The organism is Mediterranea massiliensis (genome assembly GCF_900128475.1).
In the GTDB taxonomy this organism is placed as follows: Bacteria; Bacteroidota; Bacteroidia; order Bacteroidales; family Bacteroidaceae; genus Bacteroides; species Bacteroides massiliensis_E.
On sequence record NZ_LT635836.1, the window covers coordinates 624,846 to 641,094 of the forward strand.

The 16,249-nt window shown below is 55.0% G+C and carries 13 protein-coding genes and 1 pseudogene; 7 read left to right on the top strand and 7 right to left on the bottom strand.

The genetic code is table 11. The annotated features are described in order from the left end of the window. The first annotated feature begins 113 nt into the window (after positions 1–113). The gene (locus tag BQ7483_RS07380; protein WP_022019479.1) at positions 114–1,526 is read left to right on the top strand and encodes a S41 family peptidase; all 1,413 of its coding nucleotides are present in this window, start codon (positions 114–116) and stop codon (positions 1,524–1,526) included. A 122-nt stretch (positions 1,527–1,648) separates the two neighbouring features. Further along, entirely contained in the window at positions 1,649–2,530 is an 882-nt protein-coding gene (locus tag BQ7483_RS07385) for a PfkB family carbohydrate kinase (RefSeq protein ID WP_072545386.1), read from the top strand. A gap of 98 nt (positions 2,531–2,628) precedes the next feature. Here the strand turns inward: BQ7483_RS07385 and BQ7483_RS07390 are convergent, their stop codons facing one another. From BQ7483_RS07390 to BQ7483_RS07400, 3 genes and pseudogenes are all read right to left on the bottom strand, one after another. Continuing rightward, positions 2,629–3,780: a PepSY-associated TM helix domain-containing protein gene (locus BQ7483_RS07390; protein WP_022019481.1), complete on the bottom strand. Its 1,152-nt coding sequence runs from the start codon at positions 3,778–3,780 to the stop codon at positions 2,629–2,631. Between the two features lie 44 nt (positions 3,781–3,824). Next, positions 3,825–5,244, bottom strand: a pseudogene (locus tag BQ7483_RS07395) (DUF4374 domain-containing protein). Positions 5,245–5,314: 70 nt separating this feature from the next. Next, the gene (locus tag BQ7483_RS07400; protein WP_407657210.1) at positions 5,315–7,705 is read right to left on the bottom strand and encodes a TonB-dependent receptor; all 2,391 of its coding nucleotides are present in this window, start codon (positions 7,703–7,705) and stop codon (positions 5,315–5,317) included. Positions 7,706–7,934: 229 nt separating this feature from the next. Between BQ7483_RS07400 and eno the strand changes: the two genes are divergently transcribed. The 3 genes from eno (at position 7,935) to BQ7483_RS07415 (ending at position 10,024) form a co-directional block, all read left to right on the top strand. After that, positions 7,935–9,215, top strand: a complete 1,281-nt coding sequence (gene eno, locus BQ7483_RS07405) for a phosphopyruvate hydratase (protein ID WP_022019484.1) — start codon at positions 7,935–7,937, stop codon at positions 9,213–9,215. A gap of 139 nt (positions 9,216–9,354) precedes the next feature. Beyond that, the gene (locus BQ7483_RS07410) at positions 9,355–9,672 is read left to right on the top strand and encodes a type II toxin-antitoxin system RelE/ParE family toxin (RefSeq protein WP_022019485.1); all 318 of its coding nucleotides are present in this window, start codon (positions 9,355–9,357) and stop codon (positions 9,670–9,672) included. Positions 9,673–9,679: 7 nt separating this feature from the next. Further along, the gene (locus BQ7483_RS07415) at positions 9,680–10,024 is read left to right on the top strand and encodes a HigA family addiction module antitoxin (RefSeq protein ID WP_022019486.1); all 345 of its coding nucleotides are present in this window, start codon (positions 9,680–9,682) and stop codon (positions 10,022–10,024) included. Between the two features lie 27 nt (positions 10,025–10,051). On the opposite strand, the gene queF is transcribed toward BQ7483_RS07415, so the two are convergent. The 4 genes from queF to BQ7483_RS07435 form a co-directional block, all read right to left on the bottom strand. Further along, a complete protein-coding gene (gene queF / locus BQ7483_RS07420; RefSeq protein ID WP_072545387.1) occupies positions 10,052–10,507 on the bottom strand; it encodes a preQ(1) synthase in 456 nt (151 codons plus the stop codon). A gap of 12 nt (positions 10,508–10,519) precedes the next feature. Continuing rightward, positions 10,520–11,200, bottom strand: a complete 681-nt coding sequence (gene queC, locus BQ7483_RS07425) for a 7-cyano-7-deazaguanine synthase QueC (RefSeq protein ID WP_072545388.1) — start codon at positions 11,198–11,200, stop codon at positions 10,520–10,522. Positions 11,201–11,274: 74 nt separating this feature from the next. After that, the gene (locus BQ7483_RS07430; RefSeq protein WP_072545389.1) at positions 11,275–11,955 is read right to left on the bottom strand and encodes a queuosine precursor transporter; all 681 of its coding nucleotides are present in this window, start codon (positions 11,953–11,955) and stop codon (positions 11,275–11,277) included. Between the two features lie 180 nt (positions 11,956–12,135). Continuing rightward, positions 12,136–13,590, bottom strand: a complete 1,455-nt coding sequence (locus BQ7483_RS07435) for an OmpP1/FadL family transporter (RefSeq protein WP_072545390.1) — start codon at positions 13,588–13,590, stop codon at positions 12,136–12,138. A gap of 716 nt (positions 13,591–14,306) precedes the next feature. Here BQ7483_RS07435 and BQ7483_RS07440 point away from each other — a divergent pair. Both BQ7483_RS07440 and BQ7483_RS07445 read left to right on the top strand, forming a co-directional pair. Beyond that, positions 14,307–15,308 carry a 2-hydroxyacid dehydrogenase gene (locus BQ7483_RS07440; protein WP_072545391.1) on the top strand — a complete coding sequence of 334 codons (1,002 nt, stop codon included), beginning with the start codon at positions 14,307–14,309 and terminating at the stop codon, positions 15,306–15,308. A gap of 203 nt (positions 15,309–15,511) precedes the next feature. Further along, on the top strand, positions 15,512–16,234 hold the full coding sequence (locus tag BQ7483_RS07445; RefSeq protein ID WP_072545392.1) for an MBL fold metallo-hydrolase: 723 nt from the start codon (positions 15,512–15,514) through the stop codon (positions 16,232–16,234). The last annotated feature ends 15 nt before the right edge of the window (positions 16,235–16,249 follow it).

The window sequence follows — 16,249 nt, forward strand, 5'->3', positions numbered from 1 at the left end:
TCACTGCCCATCCGTTCTAAAAAAGAATAAATGAGCCAACTGTCCGACATAGAAAGATGTTTATTGGACGAAAAACTGTACTTTTGTGCCATATATCAAGCTGTAGATTTCAAATGATGAAACGAAATATCTTATCATACCTGACAGCTGCATGCCTTGCCGCACTGACAGCCCTCACCTCCTGCGGAGAAGACCGTTCTGGAGAATATTATGCCCTTATCAGTTCGAAGACGTGGATGTACCAGACCATGCAGGACTACTACCTCTTCTACCAGGACCTTCCCGCCGAATCGGAACTGGACTTCTTCATGACGCCAGAACAGTTTCTGAATGCTGCCGCATCAGAGAAAGACAAGAAAAACGGAGTACTCTATTCGCATATCGACTCGGTAAAGACTACTTCCACCACCCGAACCTTGAGCGAAGTCCCCACTTACGGCTACGAAGCGGTCATGCTCCAGGCTGAAAACGGTGATTATGCCCTGCAGGTGCTCTACACACAGCCCGACTCGCCAGCCGAGGAAGTCGGACTGAAACGCGGAGACCTCATTATCGGTGCCGACAGCATCAAAATAGGCTCGAACGACTACGGAAAATATGTCAGTAGCCCCACGACAGCCCATAAGTTTACCTTGGGAACGTACAATGCCGAACTGACCAAGATGGATACAACCGGCACCGTACAGATGCCTGCCCCCCGCATCGTCGAGATGCAGAACCTGCTGAAGACAAGCCTCATCAGCAGTGGGAACCGCACGGCGGCCTATATCCTTTATAATGAATTCGGAGAGGAAGATGGCAGCCAATGGCAATCACTTTACAGCCAACTGGCCTCGACACACCCCGACGACATCATTCTTGACCTGCGCTACAATCCGGGAGGATACGTTTCGACGGCCCAATTGGTAGCCACGCTGCTTGCCCCTTCCACCGCCCTCGGACAACCCATGCTCTACATGACGCCCAACGACAAGATTGCCACCGTAGAAAGCTATAACTTCGATGCTTCTCTTCTGCCCGGAGGAAGCAACCTCACTTACCGCAACCTGTACATCCTGACGTCGGGTAATACGGCCTCGGCTTCGGAGATTGTCATCAACTGCCTGCGCCCCTATCTGACGGGCAACCTGTATCAGGTAGGCACCGCCACCTTTGGCAAGAACGTGGCCCAGGCACGATACACCGACGAACAGGCTCCCCTGCTCGAACTATGGCTCACCACCTATTACCTGAGCAATGCCGAAGGCTATCAGGATTATGATGCCGAAGGACTTCAGCCGGACTTTACCCTTTCCGAAAGCTATGGAGGTACATTGGGCGAACTGGGATCCGCGGACGACCTGCTGATGCAACCCGTACTGGTCCACATGGCTACCGGCGCCTTTCCCAGTAGCGAAACTCCCGCCGCCACACGAACCGGCAAGGCCATTCCGGCCGGCATGAGGATTATACACCATTCCATCGACGACAAGCCCCACCGGACGCGTACCGACCGCCGTCCAGACGTTCTGTCATCCAGCAATTGAGCTCCAATCCCGGCACCGAAAACGTTTTTTCACTTGAAAACTGAAACAAAGTCCTCCGGTTTTCAAGACTTAATCTAAATATTGTGTACCTTTGCAGCCCGAATACAAGAGAAGAGAATAGAATGAACCATAAATTATGCTGCATCGGGTACATTACCCGTGACAAAATTGTTACGCCCGGCAACACCGTCTACATGCCAGGAGGTACGGCCTTCTATTTTGCCAAAGCCGTCAGCCGCCTGCAGGCCGATGACTTCCTGCTGGTCACTGCCCTGGCCGAAGAAGACCGGGCTGCCGCCGATGACATCACCAACGAAGGTATCGAAGTAAAGCTGGTGCCCACGGCCCATTCCCACAGTTTCGAAAATATCTATGGCGACAATCCCAACGACCGCCGTCAACGGGTCACCGCGCAGGCCGACCCTTTCTGCATCGAAGACCTGAAGGACGTACAGGCCGACATCATCCACCTAGGTACCCTGCTGGCCGATGACTTCTCGCTGGAAGTCATCAAACACCTGGCCAGCAAAAGTACACTGGCTGCCGATGTGCAGGGATTCCTCCGCAAGGTGGAGAACGAAAAAGTCTATCCGGTAGACTGGGCAGAAAAGAAAGAGGCACTGAAATACATCCACACCCTGAAAGCCAACGAGAGCGAAATGGAAGTGCTGACCGGATGCAGCGAACCCCACGAAGCGGCACTGCTCATTGCAGACTGGGGCGTGAAGACCGTCCTGCTGACGCTGGGCGACAAAGGTTCACTCATCTACAGCGGCGGACAGTTCTACGACATCCCCGCCTACCCCACCCTTCAGGTAGTAGACGCTACCGGATGTGGCGACACCTACATGGCCGGCTATCTGTACAAACGCAGCCAAGGCGCATCCTACGAAGAGGCCGGCTGCTTTGCCGCAGCCATGTGTACCATCAAGCTGCAATCGCACGGTCCCTTCAACGGAACGGAGGAAGCCATCAATGCCATCCTGTCGGGTGTGAAGCATTAAATCCTGCGACGGCATAAACATAACGCGGGCTACACGAGAGAAGAGCTTCTGCTCCATCTGCGTGTAGCCCGCGCCATTGTTTTTGTTCCCTTATCCGCCTATGCAGCAGGGCGTTTGCGCCCGATGCGCTTGATCCACAAGTAATAGCCTGTCAGCGGCAAGGTAGCTCCCAACAAGGCAGCAAGGAACCATAATATGCGGGTCAGCAATCCACCCCAACTACCCACGTGTACAGAATATATCCAGCCGCGTATCTTGCCCGAACCGTCCAAATCCTGGTAGAGCGTGCTACCGGTCAACCGGCCGGTACGAGGGTCAAACTGATAACGGTCCACGCCCCGCACATTGCCGAAACGATTGGCCGTGACACTGGCCGAACCGTCGGCGATACTGATTTCACGGCTACCGGGATGAGAAGCTGCCAATGCATCGTACACTTCCTGCCAGTGGGCATACCGTTCGAATGTCCCTGCACCGGCATGTTCCTTCTTGCCGTGTCTTTTGCCATCCCCTCCTTTGGACGAGGCATTCATGGCCGCATTGCCATGTCCCATGCTGGGCTTCATCTCCACGCCGAACAAGGTATAAAATCCCGTCTGATACCAGCTGAACGACCACGTCAGTCCTGTCAGAGCCATGACGAGCAGCAACAGCAAGGCATACATGCCACCCGCCACATGCAGGCCATACCAGAAGCGACGCCAACCCTTGCGGACGGCAATCTTGAGACTATTCTTCAACGCCTTCCGTGTACGGGGCCACCAGATAATGACACCGGAAACAAGCACGAAGACAAACAGCAGCGTGCTGACGCCCACCACGACCTTACCCCAAAACACACCGTCGCCCGACGGACGACTGTCCAGCAGCCAGCGGTGCAGACGGAACATGGTACTGAAAAAAGGCAGACGCTCCGCACTCCCCGTCACCTCACCCGTATAGGGATCGACATAGACCGATGCGCGAGACGGCTTCGAGAGCGGCAACTGCCAAGCCTTTCCCTTGTCAGGAAAGACGGTGACACCTGTTACCTGCACATCTATGGGCAACGTAGCCGATACCCGACGGACCACCTCATCCATCGGTAGCGGCTGACGCCCCTGCGGGTCTACATGGAACACTTCGGGACGCAGCCACTGCGTCACCTCCTTCTCGAACACCAGCATGGCCCCCGAAAAGCAGGTCAGCATGATGATGAGTCCGAAGGGTACGGACAGCCACAGGTGTATGTTTCTAACTGTTTTCTTCATACAATCTTATTCTATTCAAAGCGCAAAGATACAAAATTCAGTCCTTATTCCGCTTCCAGCCGCCCCACACCGTTGAGCGATGTTGCCTTTACGACCAGTCCCTTGGTAGCCGTGGCTGTAGACGGTTCGATGCGGTAGATGGCGGGATAGCCCGAAGCGGTGGTCACGGCAATGTAGGCCGAACCGTTCTCCATGTAGGGCGTGTTGCCGAAGCCGCTGACATCATCGGGCAGTCCGCCGACGTAGGACAAGTTTCCATTAGTAACGTTGAACACAGCCAAACGGTTCGCTACCTTGTCCGAAGCGGTAATAGCCTTGTCGTACATCAGCAACAGGAAGTAGTCGCCCCCGATGTACCAGCTGCGCAGGAAGGAAGCGCCGTCGGCCTTCTCCTCCAGATTGTAGTAGTAGGCATCGTCGAAGGTTTCGGTCGTAGTGTTGATGCGTACCACACCGGCAGGCAGAGTGGTCTGCTGACGGACGTCCTTCATGGTCTTGGCATACGAGGGCGAGAAGACATACACGTAACCGTCGTCTGCCAGCCAATCCATCTGGTAGTACTGCGACTTGTTGCGCCCGCAGGCGTAACTGATTTTGTCAGTTTTGATCAGCTTATACTCTGTCAAGGTCTGGTCGGTGAAGACGACCATCCAGCATTCATCGGGATACTGGGTCCACTGGAGTTCGTCCTTGTCGTATGAACCACTACCACTGCCGCCGGACTCGGTCTTGATAAGGTCCTCATAGCCGCTACGCACCCACTTGTAACTACCGTCCTCGTTCTTCTGCATGCAACCATATTGGCTGAGGCCCATGGGCACAGCAGCGGCATAGAGTTTCGAGCCCACTTGCTCCAGCCCGGCCAAGGTCACATATTCGCCGTTGCCCAGGAAGTTCTCGGAAAGGAAAGGTGTCGAAACGGTGACGGAATTACTGGTATTAGGTCTGGTTCTCCACGTCGAGATACGAAGCCAAGAACGACTGGGGCACATAGCCGTTCTCGTCTTTCAGTTCCGAAGGACCGTCGCCTGTGGAAGTGGTCATAATGTAGCGGTCGTAGAGACCGTAGGTGGTGAAACGATTGACGTAGTACTCCTGCGAACGTTTCTCCAGCGCACCAACGGCGTCCATCTGAAACGACTGTGTGGTACCCGCCTCTCCCTGGTGGTAGTTCAGGGCATAAAGATACCGATTGCCATAGAATACCCAATAAGTGGCACCTTCGTTCACCAGACCATTGCCCTGGGTAGTCACTTCGCCTTCGTCGAGCGAGGGAACAGTCAGCAGCACGTAGGTATCGGTACTGCTGCTGGTCACAGTAGCGGCTATCACGTAGTTTCCCTTGGCAGCTTCATCACCGTTGCCTCCGTTATTCGGTTCGTCCTCCGAACAGGAGGCCAAGGCCATACCAGCCAGCGTGGCGGCAAAGAGGCCTGTCAGTAAATAGTTCTTGTTCTTTTTCATCTTCTTCTTTTCATTTTATATTTATAAATTAGCTCTTTTTCAGTCAGCCAAAACTTTTTGCGGAGCGTAATCAATCACCGAAATATACCCGTACCTTGCCGTAGAACGCCCGTCCGGCCTTCTGAAGGCTGAAGTTGTCATACAGGTCCTCGTCCGTAAAGTTACGGCACTCCACAGAGAAGTTGTAACGGCCGCCCTTCAGGCTGTAGCTCAACATGAGGTTGTGGGCAAACTGGTTGGGGACGATGTAGTCACTGCTGCTGCCGATGACCTCGGAATAATAGGAAAAGGCATGCGTCCACTGGTTGTCATAGGTCAGTGTCAGCACATTGCCCCGTCCGCCCAGGTCGTGCCAGTAAAGGTTGGCGTCGAAGTCGGCGAAACGATAGGGCACGTTGGGCATACGCGAGCGGTGGCCCAAGTTCTCTACCGCGTTGCCCGTGCTGCCTATCTGGTAGCGTTCATTGTCGCGCACGTCCATCTGGGTGAAGTTGCCGCCCAGGCTGAGCCAGCGTCCCAAGCTGTAGCGGGCAGAGAGGTTGTAGCCCTTGGTCAGCACGTTCCCGTAGTTGATGTAGGTGGCGTTCTCCTTGCCGCCGCTCAGGTCCTGCACGTTGCGCTGGATGTAGTCGTGCGTGTCGCGGTACACCAGCCCGCCCTCCACGTAGACGGAGTGGCGGCCCCAGGTCTTGCTGTAACTCAGACTGAAGTTCACGTTGTGGCTGCTCTCGGGGCGCAGACTGATCTGCCCGCTCTCCAGGTCCTCGTCGCCGAACATCTCTTCGATGGTAGGCAGGCGGTAGGCACGCTCGTAAGACAGCTTGGCCTGCAGACCGTCGAGCACGAAGTAAGTGCCGGCCGCACCATAGCCCCAGGAGCTGACCGTCCGGTCGGTGCGCACATAGTTGCTGCCGGTGTCGTCTTCGGCCATGGGGCCGGCCACATACTGGCGGTAGTACTTGCCAAAAGCGGAGAGGTTCCAGCGATCGGTCGGCATCAGGCGGTAAGAGAGGCCGGTGATGTTCTTGCGCGTTTCTTTGGCAATGGGGTCGGTCTGTGCCTCGGCAGCCAGCAGCGACGTGTTGTCACGGTGGAAAGTGCTGAGCACGTGGTTCAGGGTGAACGTATGTATGCGGGCCAGGCGATAGTTCAGCGTGGCCGTGGCGTTCCAGTTGTCGTTGTCGGCACGACTGTACTGGCGCGACTGTTCGCCGGGCGTGTTCAGCGGGTAGCGTTCGCCCAGCCAGTTGTATTTGTAGTGGGCCGTATCCACATTGGTGGTGGCGTTGCGGTTATAGTTGGCAGACAACGTCAGGTCGAGTCCCTTCAACAACAGATTACGCTTGCTGTACTCCACCGAAGGGATGAGCGAATGGCCGTAACGATGCTTCTCGCCGAAGACGGTCTTCTGGCGGACACCCGTCTGTATGTCCTTGTACATGTGCGACCAGATGAAGCCCACCATCAGGCGGTCGGCCCACGGCTTGTCCACAAAGCCCGCCTTGGCGACGACGGCCTCGTTGTGATACGTGTCGTTGAAGCGGCGGACGCGTACCAGCTCCTTCTCGTTGAAGCTGCCTGTCTCGAAGTTCAGCACAGGAGCGTCGACGTGGTAATCGTTGTCCGAATAGTTCTGGAAGGCATTCACCTCGTAGGTAAATCCATTGCGGAAGGTCTGCCCGAAGCGAACGTTGGACTTGTGCGTGTTGAACGAACCGTAGGAATAGGAAGCGTCCGCAAACCAGCGGCGGCGCTGTTTTTTTGTCACGATGTTGATGACACCGCCGATGGCATCGGTACCGAAACCTACGGGCACCACACCTTTATATACTTCAATGCGTTCGGCAAAGCCCACGGGGATGTTGTTCAGACCGAACGAGCTGCCTGTGCCCTCCTGCGGGATGCCGTCGATGAACACCTTGACGTGCTTGCCGCTGAATCCGTCCATCATCACCTGCATATCCGAACCCACCCCGCCCGACTCGCGAAGCTTCATGCCCGGAGCCTTGGCCAAGGCCTCGCTCAGGTTCTTGGTGGTATTCTGCAGTTCGCGGGTGTCTACCGCCACGGCGTTGAAGGCCGAACGTTTGACACGGCTCACACCCGTAGAGACGACCGTCACCTCTTCCAGTTGCTGTACGTCGGGAGTGATGGTGATGTCCACACCGTGCGCACCGTCCTTATCCAAGGTGAGAGGCCGTTCCACCGTCTTGTAGCCCACGGCCGAAACGACCAACGTATACTTGCCTGCGGGGGCATGGATGCGGAAGCGTCCCTCACCGTCGGTCGCGCCGCCATAGGACGTTCCCTTCAGATAGACGGTGGCGAAATCAACCGTTTCCTGTTCCGTAGAAGTGATTTTACCTGATACGAGGCAACGATTCCCTGCATCGTGTCTTCTGCCATGAGCCCCCTGTGCCCGGAGCACCGATATTCCCAGCAGGCACATCAGACCTGCCATCCATAAAGTAAATGTAGTTGTTTTCAATCTCTTTCTGCTCTTGATTTCCGGCTGCAAAGTTCCGCAGAAATCACTTTTCCCACAATCGCCTGTTTTTGGTATTTCCCACACATCCAAATACTCGATTGTAGGTATTGCACAGAAACGTCCTTTCGCCGAACTTTGTGCCACCGAAAAATGTTATCTGAAAAGAAACGTCAGAACAATAAACCATCAAAACAAGGAAAGTATGAGAATAGAAAAAATCACCGCCCGCGAGATACTCGACTCGCGCGGCAACCCCACTGTAGAAGTAGACGTAATGCTGGAATGCGGCGCCATGGGCCGTGCCGCCGTGCCTTCGGGCGCATCGACTGGCGAACACGAGGCTCTGGAGCTGCGCGACGGCGACAAGCACCGCTATGGCGGCAAGGGAACGCTGAAAGCCGTAGAGAATGTGAATCAGATCATAGCCCCTGCCCTCATCGGCCTATCGGCACTGGAACAGCGGACCATCGACCACAAGATGCTCCAACTGGACGGCACGCCCACCAAATCGCGTCTGGGTGCCAATGCCATCCTCGGCGTGTCGCTTGCCGTGGCCAAGGCAGCCGCCTGTGCGCTCGACATTCCTTTATATAGGTATATAGGCGGTGTGAACACGTACGTGATGCCCGTGCCCATGATGAACATCATCAACGGCGGCTCGCACAGCGATGCGCCCATTGCCTTCCAGGAGTTCATGATACGTCCCGTAGGTGCCCCCTCCTTCCGTGAAGGCCTGCGCATGGGCGCCGAAGTATTCCATGCCTTGAAGAAGGTGCTCCACGACCGCGGCCTCAGCACCGCCGTAGGCGATGAGGGAGGTTTTGCCCCCGCACTGGAGGGTACGGAAGACGCACTGGACAGCATCATGGCCGCCATCCGTGCTGCCGGCTACGAACCGGGACGGGATGTAAAGATTGGCATGGACTGCGCCTCCAGCGAGTTCTATAAAGATGGCGTATATGACTACACCATCTTCGAAGGCGCCAAAGGCAAGAAACGCACCGCCGACGAACAGATAGCCTACCTGGAGGAACTTATCGACAAGTATCCCATCGACTCCATTGAGGACGGTATGAGCGAGAACGACTGGGAAGGCTGGAAACGACTGACCGAGCGCATCGGACACCGCTGCCAGCTGGTGGGTGACGACCTCTTCGTGACCAATGTGGAATTTCTGCGCAAAGGCATTGAAATGGGCTGTGCCAACTCCATCCTCATCAAAGTGAACCAGATCGGCTCGCTGAGCGAAACGCTCGATGCCATCGAGATGGCCCACCGCCACGGCTACACCACCGTCACCTCCCACCGCTCGGGCGAGACGGAAGATGCTACCATCGCCGACATTGCCGTAGCCACGAACAGCGGGCAGATAAAGACCGGCTCCCTGAGCCGTTCGGACCGCATGGCCAAGTACAACCAGCTGCTCCGCATCGAGGAAGAGCTCGGCGACCTGGCCGTATACGGCTACCGACGCATCAGGTAACCTGCACCGACCATAGATTTACTTGGGAATGCCCTCCGCCAGCGGAGGGCATTTTTTGTATTATTCCGCCAAATATATGTTCACTTATTTGTGAATAAACGGATTATTCCATACATTTGCAGGCACAATAGGAAATGCCATGACTGTCACATTTGAAGAAACCTATTTGCAGGAACTATACGAAAAAGGGACGACCAGCGACAAGAAACATCGCTATCAGCCCGATATTGTGAGGAGATACCAAAAGTGTATCAAGTATCTTAGAGCAGCTCCCAGCATTGAAAAGCTGGCAGCCATCAACTCTTTGAATTATGAATTGCTGAAAGGAGATAAAGAAGGAATTTCTTCCATTCGCGTGAATAATAAGTATCGAATAGAATTTACCGTCCGCGAAACCATAGAAGAGCCCATAATCACCGTATGCAATATATTAGATTTGTCCAACCATTATAAATAATAACGATATGATAACCCTGAAAGGCATTGACCCCAAAATGATTGCTAACAATCTGACCTCATCGGAACTCATTCATCCCGGCGAGATGATCAAGGACGAAATAGAATATCGAGGTCTGTCCCAACGGAAACTTGCTGCACAGATGGGTATCTCACCTACATTACTCAACGAGATACTGAACGGAAAACGTTCTGTTTCTACCGAATATGCGTTATTGTTTGAAGCAGCACTGGGCATTGACGCAGAGATTTGGATCAGACTACAGGCCGACTACGACATGCAAAAGGCCAAATCGAACAAGTCTTTTCTGGAGAGACTGGCGAATGTCCGCAAACTTGCCGCCGCCCTCTGAGAGAGCGGCAGGCAGTCGGTGCGGAGACTATTCCCGGCTCATCAGCCGCTGCTCGGCCATGCGCTCGTATTTGGTACCGGGACGGCCGTAGTTGGCATACGGATAAATGGAGATACCGCCACGAGGAGTGAACAGGCCTGTCACTTCGATGTACTTGGGATTCATCAGGCGGATGAGATCCTTCATGATGATGTTCACACAGTCTTCGTGAAAAGCACCGTGATTACGGAAGCTGAAGAGGTAAAGCTTGAGACTCTTGCTCTCTACCATCTTCACATCGGGAATGTAGGAGATGCGTATCTCGGCAAAGTCGGGCTGGCCGGTGATGGGGCACAGACTGGTGAACTCGGGGCAGTTGAAACGCACCCAGTAATCGTTCTCGGGATGTTTGTTGTCGAAAGCTTCGAGTACTTCGGGAGCATAGTCTTGCTTATACTCGGTCTTGCGACCCAACAGGGTCAGTTGGTCTTTCAGTTCTGTCATTGTTCGGATGGTTTAAATAGGTTTCTTTTTGAGGTACATGTTTTTGTTCGCCAGGTATTTTTCCAGCCCTTCGCGGCGCAGCTTGCAGGCAGGACAGTGTCCGCACCCGTCACCGGGGATACCGTTGTAGCAGGTCAGCGTCTCGTGGCGAACCAGATCGAGTACACCCAGTTCGTCGGCCAGCGCCCAGGTCTCGGCCTTGTCAATCCACATCAATGGGGTGTGGATGACGAACTGCTCGTCCATAGCCAGGTTGAGCGTCACGTTGAGCGACTTGATGAAGGCGTCGCGGCAGTCGGGATAACCGCTGAAGTCGGTTTGCGACACACCTGTCACCAGGTGGTTGATGCCCCGCTCGCGGGCATAGACGGCGGCAATGCTCAGAAAGAACAGGTTGCGGCCCGGCACAAAGGTATTCGGGAAGGAGTCGGCCGGCTTCACCTGGTCCATCACCATCGTCGTGTCGGTCAGCGAATTGTGGCCCAGCTTCCCGATGAACGACACATCCATGACATCGAAACCGACATCGGCCTTTGCGGCAATCTGTCGCGCCAGTTCCACTTCCTTCTGATGTTTCTGCCCGTAGAGGAAGCTCAGGGCAACTACTTTCTTGAATTCACGTTTGGCCCAGAAAAGGCAGGTGGTTGAGTCCTGTCCTCCGCTGAACACAACCAAAGCAGTATCACGGTTCATATACAATAATTATTTTAGAATATATTCTTAAGAAAAACAGCCACGATCACGCAGATTTACCCAGATAGGAACACTCAGAGTTCCTTCACCTTCCACACCTTGTAGGAGATGCCCTCGTCGTAGACATCGCTGCCGTCGATGCGCTTCACGGCCTTCACCACGCGGATGGTGACGGGCAGGATGACCACCTCGTAGGCCGACTTCAGCAAAATCTGCAAGCCCATCATCACCACCAGCTCACGCCAGGCAATGACACCTCCGAAAGCCACGGGGAAAAAGATGAGCGAATCGGCCGTCTCGCCCACAACGGTAGACCAAATGGCACGCACGGAGAAGTTCCGCCCGCGGCTGGCTATCTTCATGCGGCTCATCACATACGCATTCAGAAAGGAACCGACCAGAAAAGCCATCAGACTGGCCGCCACGATGCGCGGCGCCATGCCGAAGACGAAGTTGAAGTGCTCCTCGCCCTCCCAAAACGGAGCGGCAGGCAGCGACACGGCTATCAGTCCCAACGTGACGACGAAGAAGTTCATCACAAAGCCGCTCCAGATGATGAGCCTCGCCTTGCGGAAGCCCCAGACTTCGGCAATGCAGTCGTTGATGATGTAGGATATGGGAAAGACCAGCAATCCGGCAGTAACGGTGAGGCTGCCCAGCTGGATGACCTTGGTTTCGAGAAGATTGGCTGCGATGAGGCATACGTTGAACACAATGCCCATCAGCATAAAAGATACGGATACTTTTTGCTTCATACTCCTGTTTTTTACGTGGTTGTCCTAGAATACACGGCCGCCTCAGGCGGCATTTCCTTTTGAAATCGGGTGCAAAGATAGACTTTTCCAAGCAAACAGACAACAGGCGGAAGCAGAAAAAAGACTGCCGACAAGCGTCGGCAGCCTCTCTGAGTAAATACAAAAAAGGGGAAAAGAATGTCAGAACTTATAGTCGATGCCCACGCCGAAGACCTTGTTCGTGCGGGTGAACACGTCGGTACCGGCCAGCTTGGGCAGCTGGGAAGCCACGGACTCGGGCAGGCCGATGTTCTGCAGCTTCTGAGCCATGTTGTTGTAGTCGCTGCTGTTGCGGGTATAGTCTTCGTAGTTGGTCCAGAAGTAGGCGATGTTGAGGTTCAAGTTCTTGGCCAGCTTGATGCCCGCGCCGAAGCCGAACGACCAGGAACTGGTGACGAAGCTGATGTCTTCCATGTAGTCGTCCGTCAGGCCATACTTGGTGCGCTGCATGCCGCCGCTAATCTGTATGCGCTTGTGCACGTCCCACTCGATGCCGGCCAGGTATTCGTTTGTGCCGGAGGAGAGCAGCTTCTGTTTGTCGTCGGCCATGTCGGCCTGCTTGTCGAAGAAGTGGTGGTAGCCCACGGAAGCACGGAGCGTGGGCAGCAGGTCGTAGGACACGCCGACGGTCAGCAGGCCGGGGATGTCGTTCGGCGTGTTGATGCCGTGGTCGTAGGCAGGGAAGCCGGTAGTGTTGATGCGCGTGTCGTTCTCCACATTCAGGTTGGTGTTGAACTCATACTTCACGCCGACGTTCAGTTTGTTGTAATTGAAGTCGAGGCCGATGATGGGCGTCAGTCCCCAACCCTTCTGGTCGCAGTCCAGCTCCTTGTCGGCGGTCGCGTCGGCCAGCTTGGCGAGCAGGGCTTTCTGGGACTCGTCGGACACCATGCCTGCCATGGCCTTGAAGGCATCCGAAGCCGGCACCATATTCTCCGTACCCGGCATATTGATCTGGATGTCGCGCAGGTAGCCTGTATAGTTGTTGCTCACGTAGTTCATGCGTCCGCCCACGAAAGCCGAGAAGTGCTCGTTGATTTTGTAGGTGACGCCCAGCTGCACGCCGTAGAAGAACTGGCTGCCCTCCATGTAGCTGTCCACGTTGTAGCGGTTGATACCCAGGCTCTGACCAAAGACGGGGAGCATGGAGATGATGGACTCGAACGAGGCCAGACCGCTGTTGAACGTCGCCTTACCGCCACCGCCCGTCACGGCAAAGCTGCCCGAGAACACCCAGTCGCCGTTCTTGTAGGCCGCCTGGAAGCTGGGGATGACGGGAGCCGAAGCCTCGCCCTTGAACAGCTTGGTGGCATTGCCGCCATTCTGCACGCCGTAGGCAAAGGGCGCGAAGGTGGACGTTATCTGACGCGTCTGATAGGCGCTCTGGATGTTCAGTGACAGATGCAGACCGTCGCCGCCCTCGATGAAGGCCAGTCCGGCGGGATTGGAGTAGACGGCGTCGATGCGGGTCGAAGCGTCGCGCGCCAGCATGCGCAGAAACAAAACATTCTGATTGGTGTTAGTCAGGAAACCTCCTGCGAAAGTTGGGATAGAAACCATCAGCAGCGCTGTGCTGATGAACAAGTTTTTTCTCATCTCTTCGTTTTTTTATTGATTTCGGGCGCAAAGGTACAATAAAATTGCACACCGGCAATAGCTTTGTGCAAATTTCCAGCGGAAACGCCTCCCGATAATTGAAAAACAAAACTGTTTCCGATGAAACAAACAGAAAGACGGAAACGTTCATTTTCCCCTCTGAAACCACTTACAGGCAGCCTTGACATTCTGTCAAGAAGTGACACTTTGCTTTTCCTATCGCCTGAGAATCGCTTCTTTCGGCCCAAAGGACGAGCCGGTCCGAAAGAACGAAGCAGGAAGCACGTTATCATCTGATGCACAATCGGATAGCAAAATCCTTACATTTGAAATAGAAGGGGAAAGAGTGAAAAAACGAGGTCGCGAAGCGGAAGCGATAGCTTTTCCAGCCGAAACCCACCCTTTTCCCACACGAAACACACGACTTAACGAGAGAAAACAGTGCTTTTCCCCGCAGGAAACATACGATTTGACGAGGGAAAAGCAGCGGTTTGCCCTGCCCAAAGCGGCTTTCCGACGGGTTTTGAGCGGCTGTTTTCCCCTTTTTCCGCTCTATCCGGCCGTTTTCGTCCGAAGCCGCTGTCAGCCAAAACGGCCGATTGCTATCTTTTTGTCATTCATCCGCGTCCAATCGTTCTTCTGCAAACATTTTCGGTACAAGGTTTGTTATTGTATAACAAAGAACAGAAATCAACCCAACTAAAACTCAATGAACCATGGCAACAACCATCGCATTCTTCGGTTCGAAGCCCTATGACGAGGCTTCCTTCAACGAAAAGAACCAGGATTTCGGCTTCGAACTCCGCTTCTACAAGGGACACTTGAACAAGAACAACGTCATACTGACGCAAGGCGTGGACGTGGTGTGCATCTTCGTGAACGACACGGCCAACGCCGAAGTCCTCCACCTCATGGCCCGGAACGGCGTCAAGCTGCTGGCCCTGCGCTGCGCGGGCTACAACAACGTCGACCTCAAGGCCGCCGCCGAGTGTGGCATCACCGTGGTGCGCGTACCCGCCTACTCGCCCTACGCCGTGGCCGAATATACCGTAGCCCTGATGCTCTCGCTCAACCGCAAGATACACCGTGCCGCATGGCGCACACGCGAGGGCAACTTCTCCCTGCACGGCCTGCTGGGCTTCGACATGCACGGCAAGACGGCCGGCATCATCGGCACGGGCAAGATTGCCAAGAAGCTCATCAGCATCCTGCGCGGCTTCGGCATGAACATCCTGGCCTACGACCTCTATCCCGACTACAACTTCGCCCGCGAGAACCAGGTGGTCTACACCACGCTCGACGAGCTCTACCACAGCTCGGACATCATCTCCCTGCACTGCCCGCTGACGGAGCAAACGAAGTACCTCATCAACGACTACTCCATCAGCAAGATGAAGGACGGCGTGATGATCATCAACACCGGCCGCGGACAGCTGATCCACACCAACGCCCTCATCGAAGGGCTGAAGAACAAGAAGATAGGCTCGGCCGGACTGGACGTCTACGAGGAAGAGAGCCAGTACTTCTACGAAGACCGCTCGGACAAGATCATCGACGACGACACGCTGGCCCGTCTGCTGTCGTTCAACAACGTCATCGTCACCTCCCACCAGGCCTACTTCACGCAGGAGGCGCTGAGCAACATCGCCACCACCACCCTGCAGAACGTCAGGGACTTCACGCAGGGCAAGGCGCTGGAAAACGAGGTGAAGCTCTGAGGCGTACGGCAGTGAAGGCGTATCCAGACAAAAGTATCTGAAAAACTCTCCTCCTTCCGGAAGGAGGAGAGTTAACATAGCCCCTCTTATCCGATACAGCTTTGCCTCTTCCCATGCTTTCAAAAAAATCAATAAAATATACGACCCGCAGCGGAGTTTCGCCCACTTTTTCGTAATATTGCAATCGCAACGAAGAAGAAAGCATGAAACTGGACTACATATACCACAGCGGCTTCGCCATTGAAGCAGACGAAGTGACCGTCCTCATCGACTATTGGAAAGACTCGTCGGACGAGCCGGGGCAAGGCTTGGTCCGCGATCATCTGTTGGGACGGCCGGGCGCACTCTACGTCCTCTCCTCCCATTTCCACCCGGACCACTTCAACCCCGAAGTGCTCCGCTGGCGCGACCAGCGGCCTGACATCCGTTACATCTTCTCCAAAGACATTCTGAAGCACCGCCGCGCCTCGGCCGACGATGCCTTCTATATAAATAAAGGTGGTATCTACGAAGACGACCGCCTCCGCATCCAGGCCTTCGGCTCTACCGACGTGGGAGTGTCCTTCCTCCTCGACCTGCAGGGCATCCGCCTCTTCCATGCCGGCGACCTCAACAACTGGCACTGGAGCGAAGAGTCCACCCCGCAGGAAATCCGCAAGGCCGAAGGCGACTTTCTGGCCGAAGTCCGCGACCTGCAGCAAGTCGCCCCTGCCGTCGACGTCGCCCTCTTCCCCGTAGACCGCCGGATGGGTCGTGACTACATGCGCGGCCCCCTGCAGTTCGTCGAACGGATCAAGACCCGCATCTTTGTCCCCATGCACTTCAGCGAAGACTACGAAGGCGGCAACGCCTTCCGTGCCCAGGCCGAAGCCAACGGCTGCCGCTTCCTCGCCATCGACCGGCGGGGCCAACGTTTTGACATCTAACTAAAAATATATGTA

What these genes read in the sequence shown, in the direction of transcription:
- BQ7483_RS07380 (WP_022019479.1), top strand. Translation starts at nt 114, where the DNA reads ATGATGAAACGAAATATCTTATCATACCTGACAGCTGCATGCCTTGCC.
- BQ7483_RS07385 (WP_072545386.1), top strand. Translation starts at nt 1,649, where the DNA reads ATGAACCATAAATTATGCTGCATCGGGTACATTACCCGTGACAAAATT.
- BQ7483_RS07390 (WP_022019481.1), bottom strand. Translation starts at nt 3,780, where the DNA reads ATGAAGAAAACAGTTAGAAACATACACCTGTGGCTGTCCGTACCCTTC.
- BQ7483_RS07400 (WP_407657210.1), bottom strand. Translation starts at nt 7,705, where the DNA reads ATGGCAGGTCTGATGTGCCTGCTGGGAATATCGGTGCTCCGGGCACAG.
- eno (WP_022019484.1), top strand. Translation starts at nt 7,935, where the DNA reads ATGAGAATAGAAAAAATCACCGCCCGCGAGATACTCGACTCGCGCGGC.
- BQ7483_RS07410 (WP_022019485.1), top strand. Translation starts at nt 9,355, where the DNA reads ATGACTGTCACATTTGAAGAAACCTATTTGCAGGAACTATACGAAAAA.
- BQ7483_RS07415 (WP_022019486.1), top strand. Translation starts at nt 9,680, where the DNA reads ATGATAACCCTGAAAGGCATTGACCCCAAAATGATTGCTAACAATCTG.
- queF (WP_072545387.1), bottom strand. Translation starts at nt 10,507, where the DNA reads ATGACAGAACTGAAAGACCAACTGACCCTGTTGGGTCGCAAGACCGAG.
- queC (WP_072545388.1), bottom strand. Translation starts at nt 11,200, where the DNA reads ATGAACCGTGATACTGCTTTGGTTGTGTTCAGCGGAGGACAGGACTCA.
- BQ7483_RS07430 (WP_072545389.1), bottom strand. Translation starts at nt 11,955, where the DNA reads ATGAAGCAAAAAGTATCCGTATCTTTTATGCTGATGGGCATTGTGTTC.
- BQ7483_RS07435 (WP_072545390.1), bottom strand. Translation starts at nt 13,590, where the DNA reads ATGAGAAAAAACTTGTTCATCAGCACAGCGCTGCTGATGGTTTCTATC.
- BQ7483_RS07440 (WP_072545391.1), top strand. Translation starts at nt 14,307, where the DNA reads ATGGCAACAACCATCGCATTCTTCGGTTCGAAGCCCTATGACGAGGCT.
- BQ7483_RS07445 (WP_072545392.1), top strand. Translation starts at nt 15,512, where the DNA reads ATGAAACTGGACTACATATACCACAGCGGCTTCGCCATTGAAGCAGAC.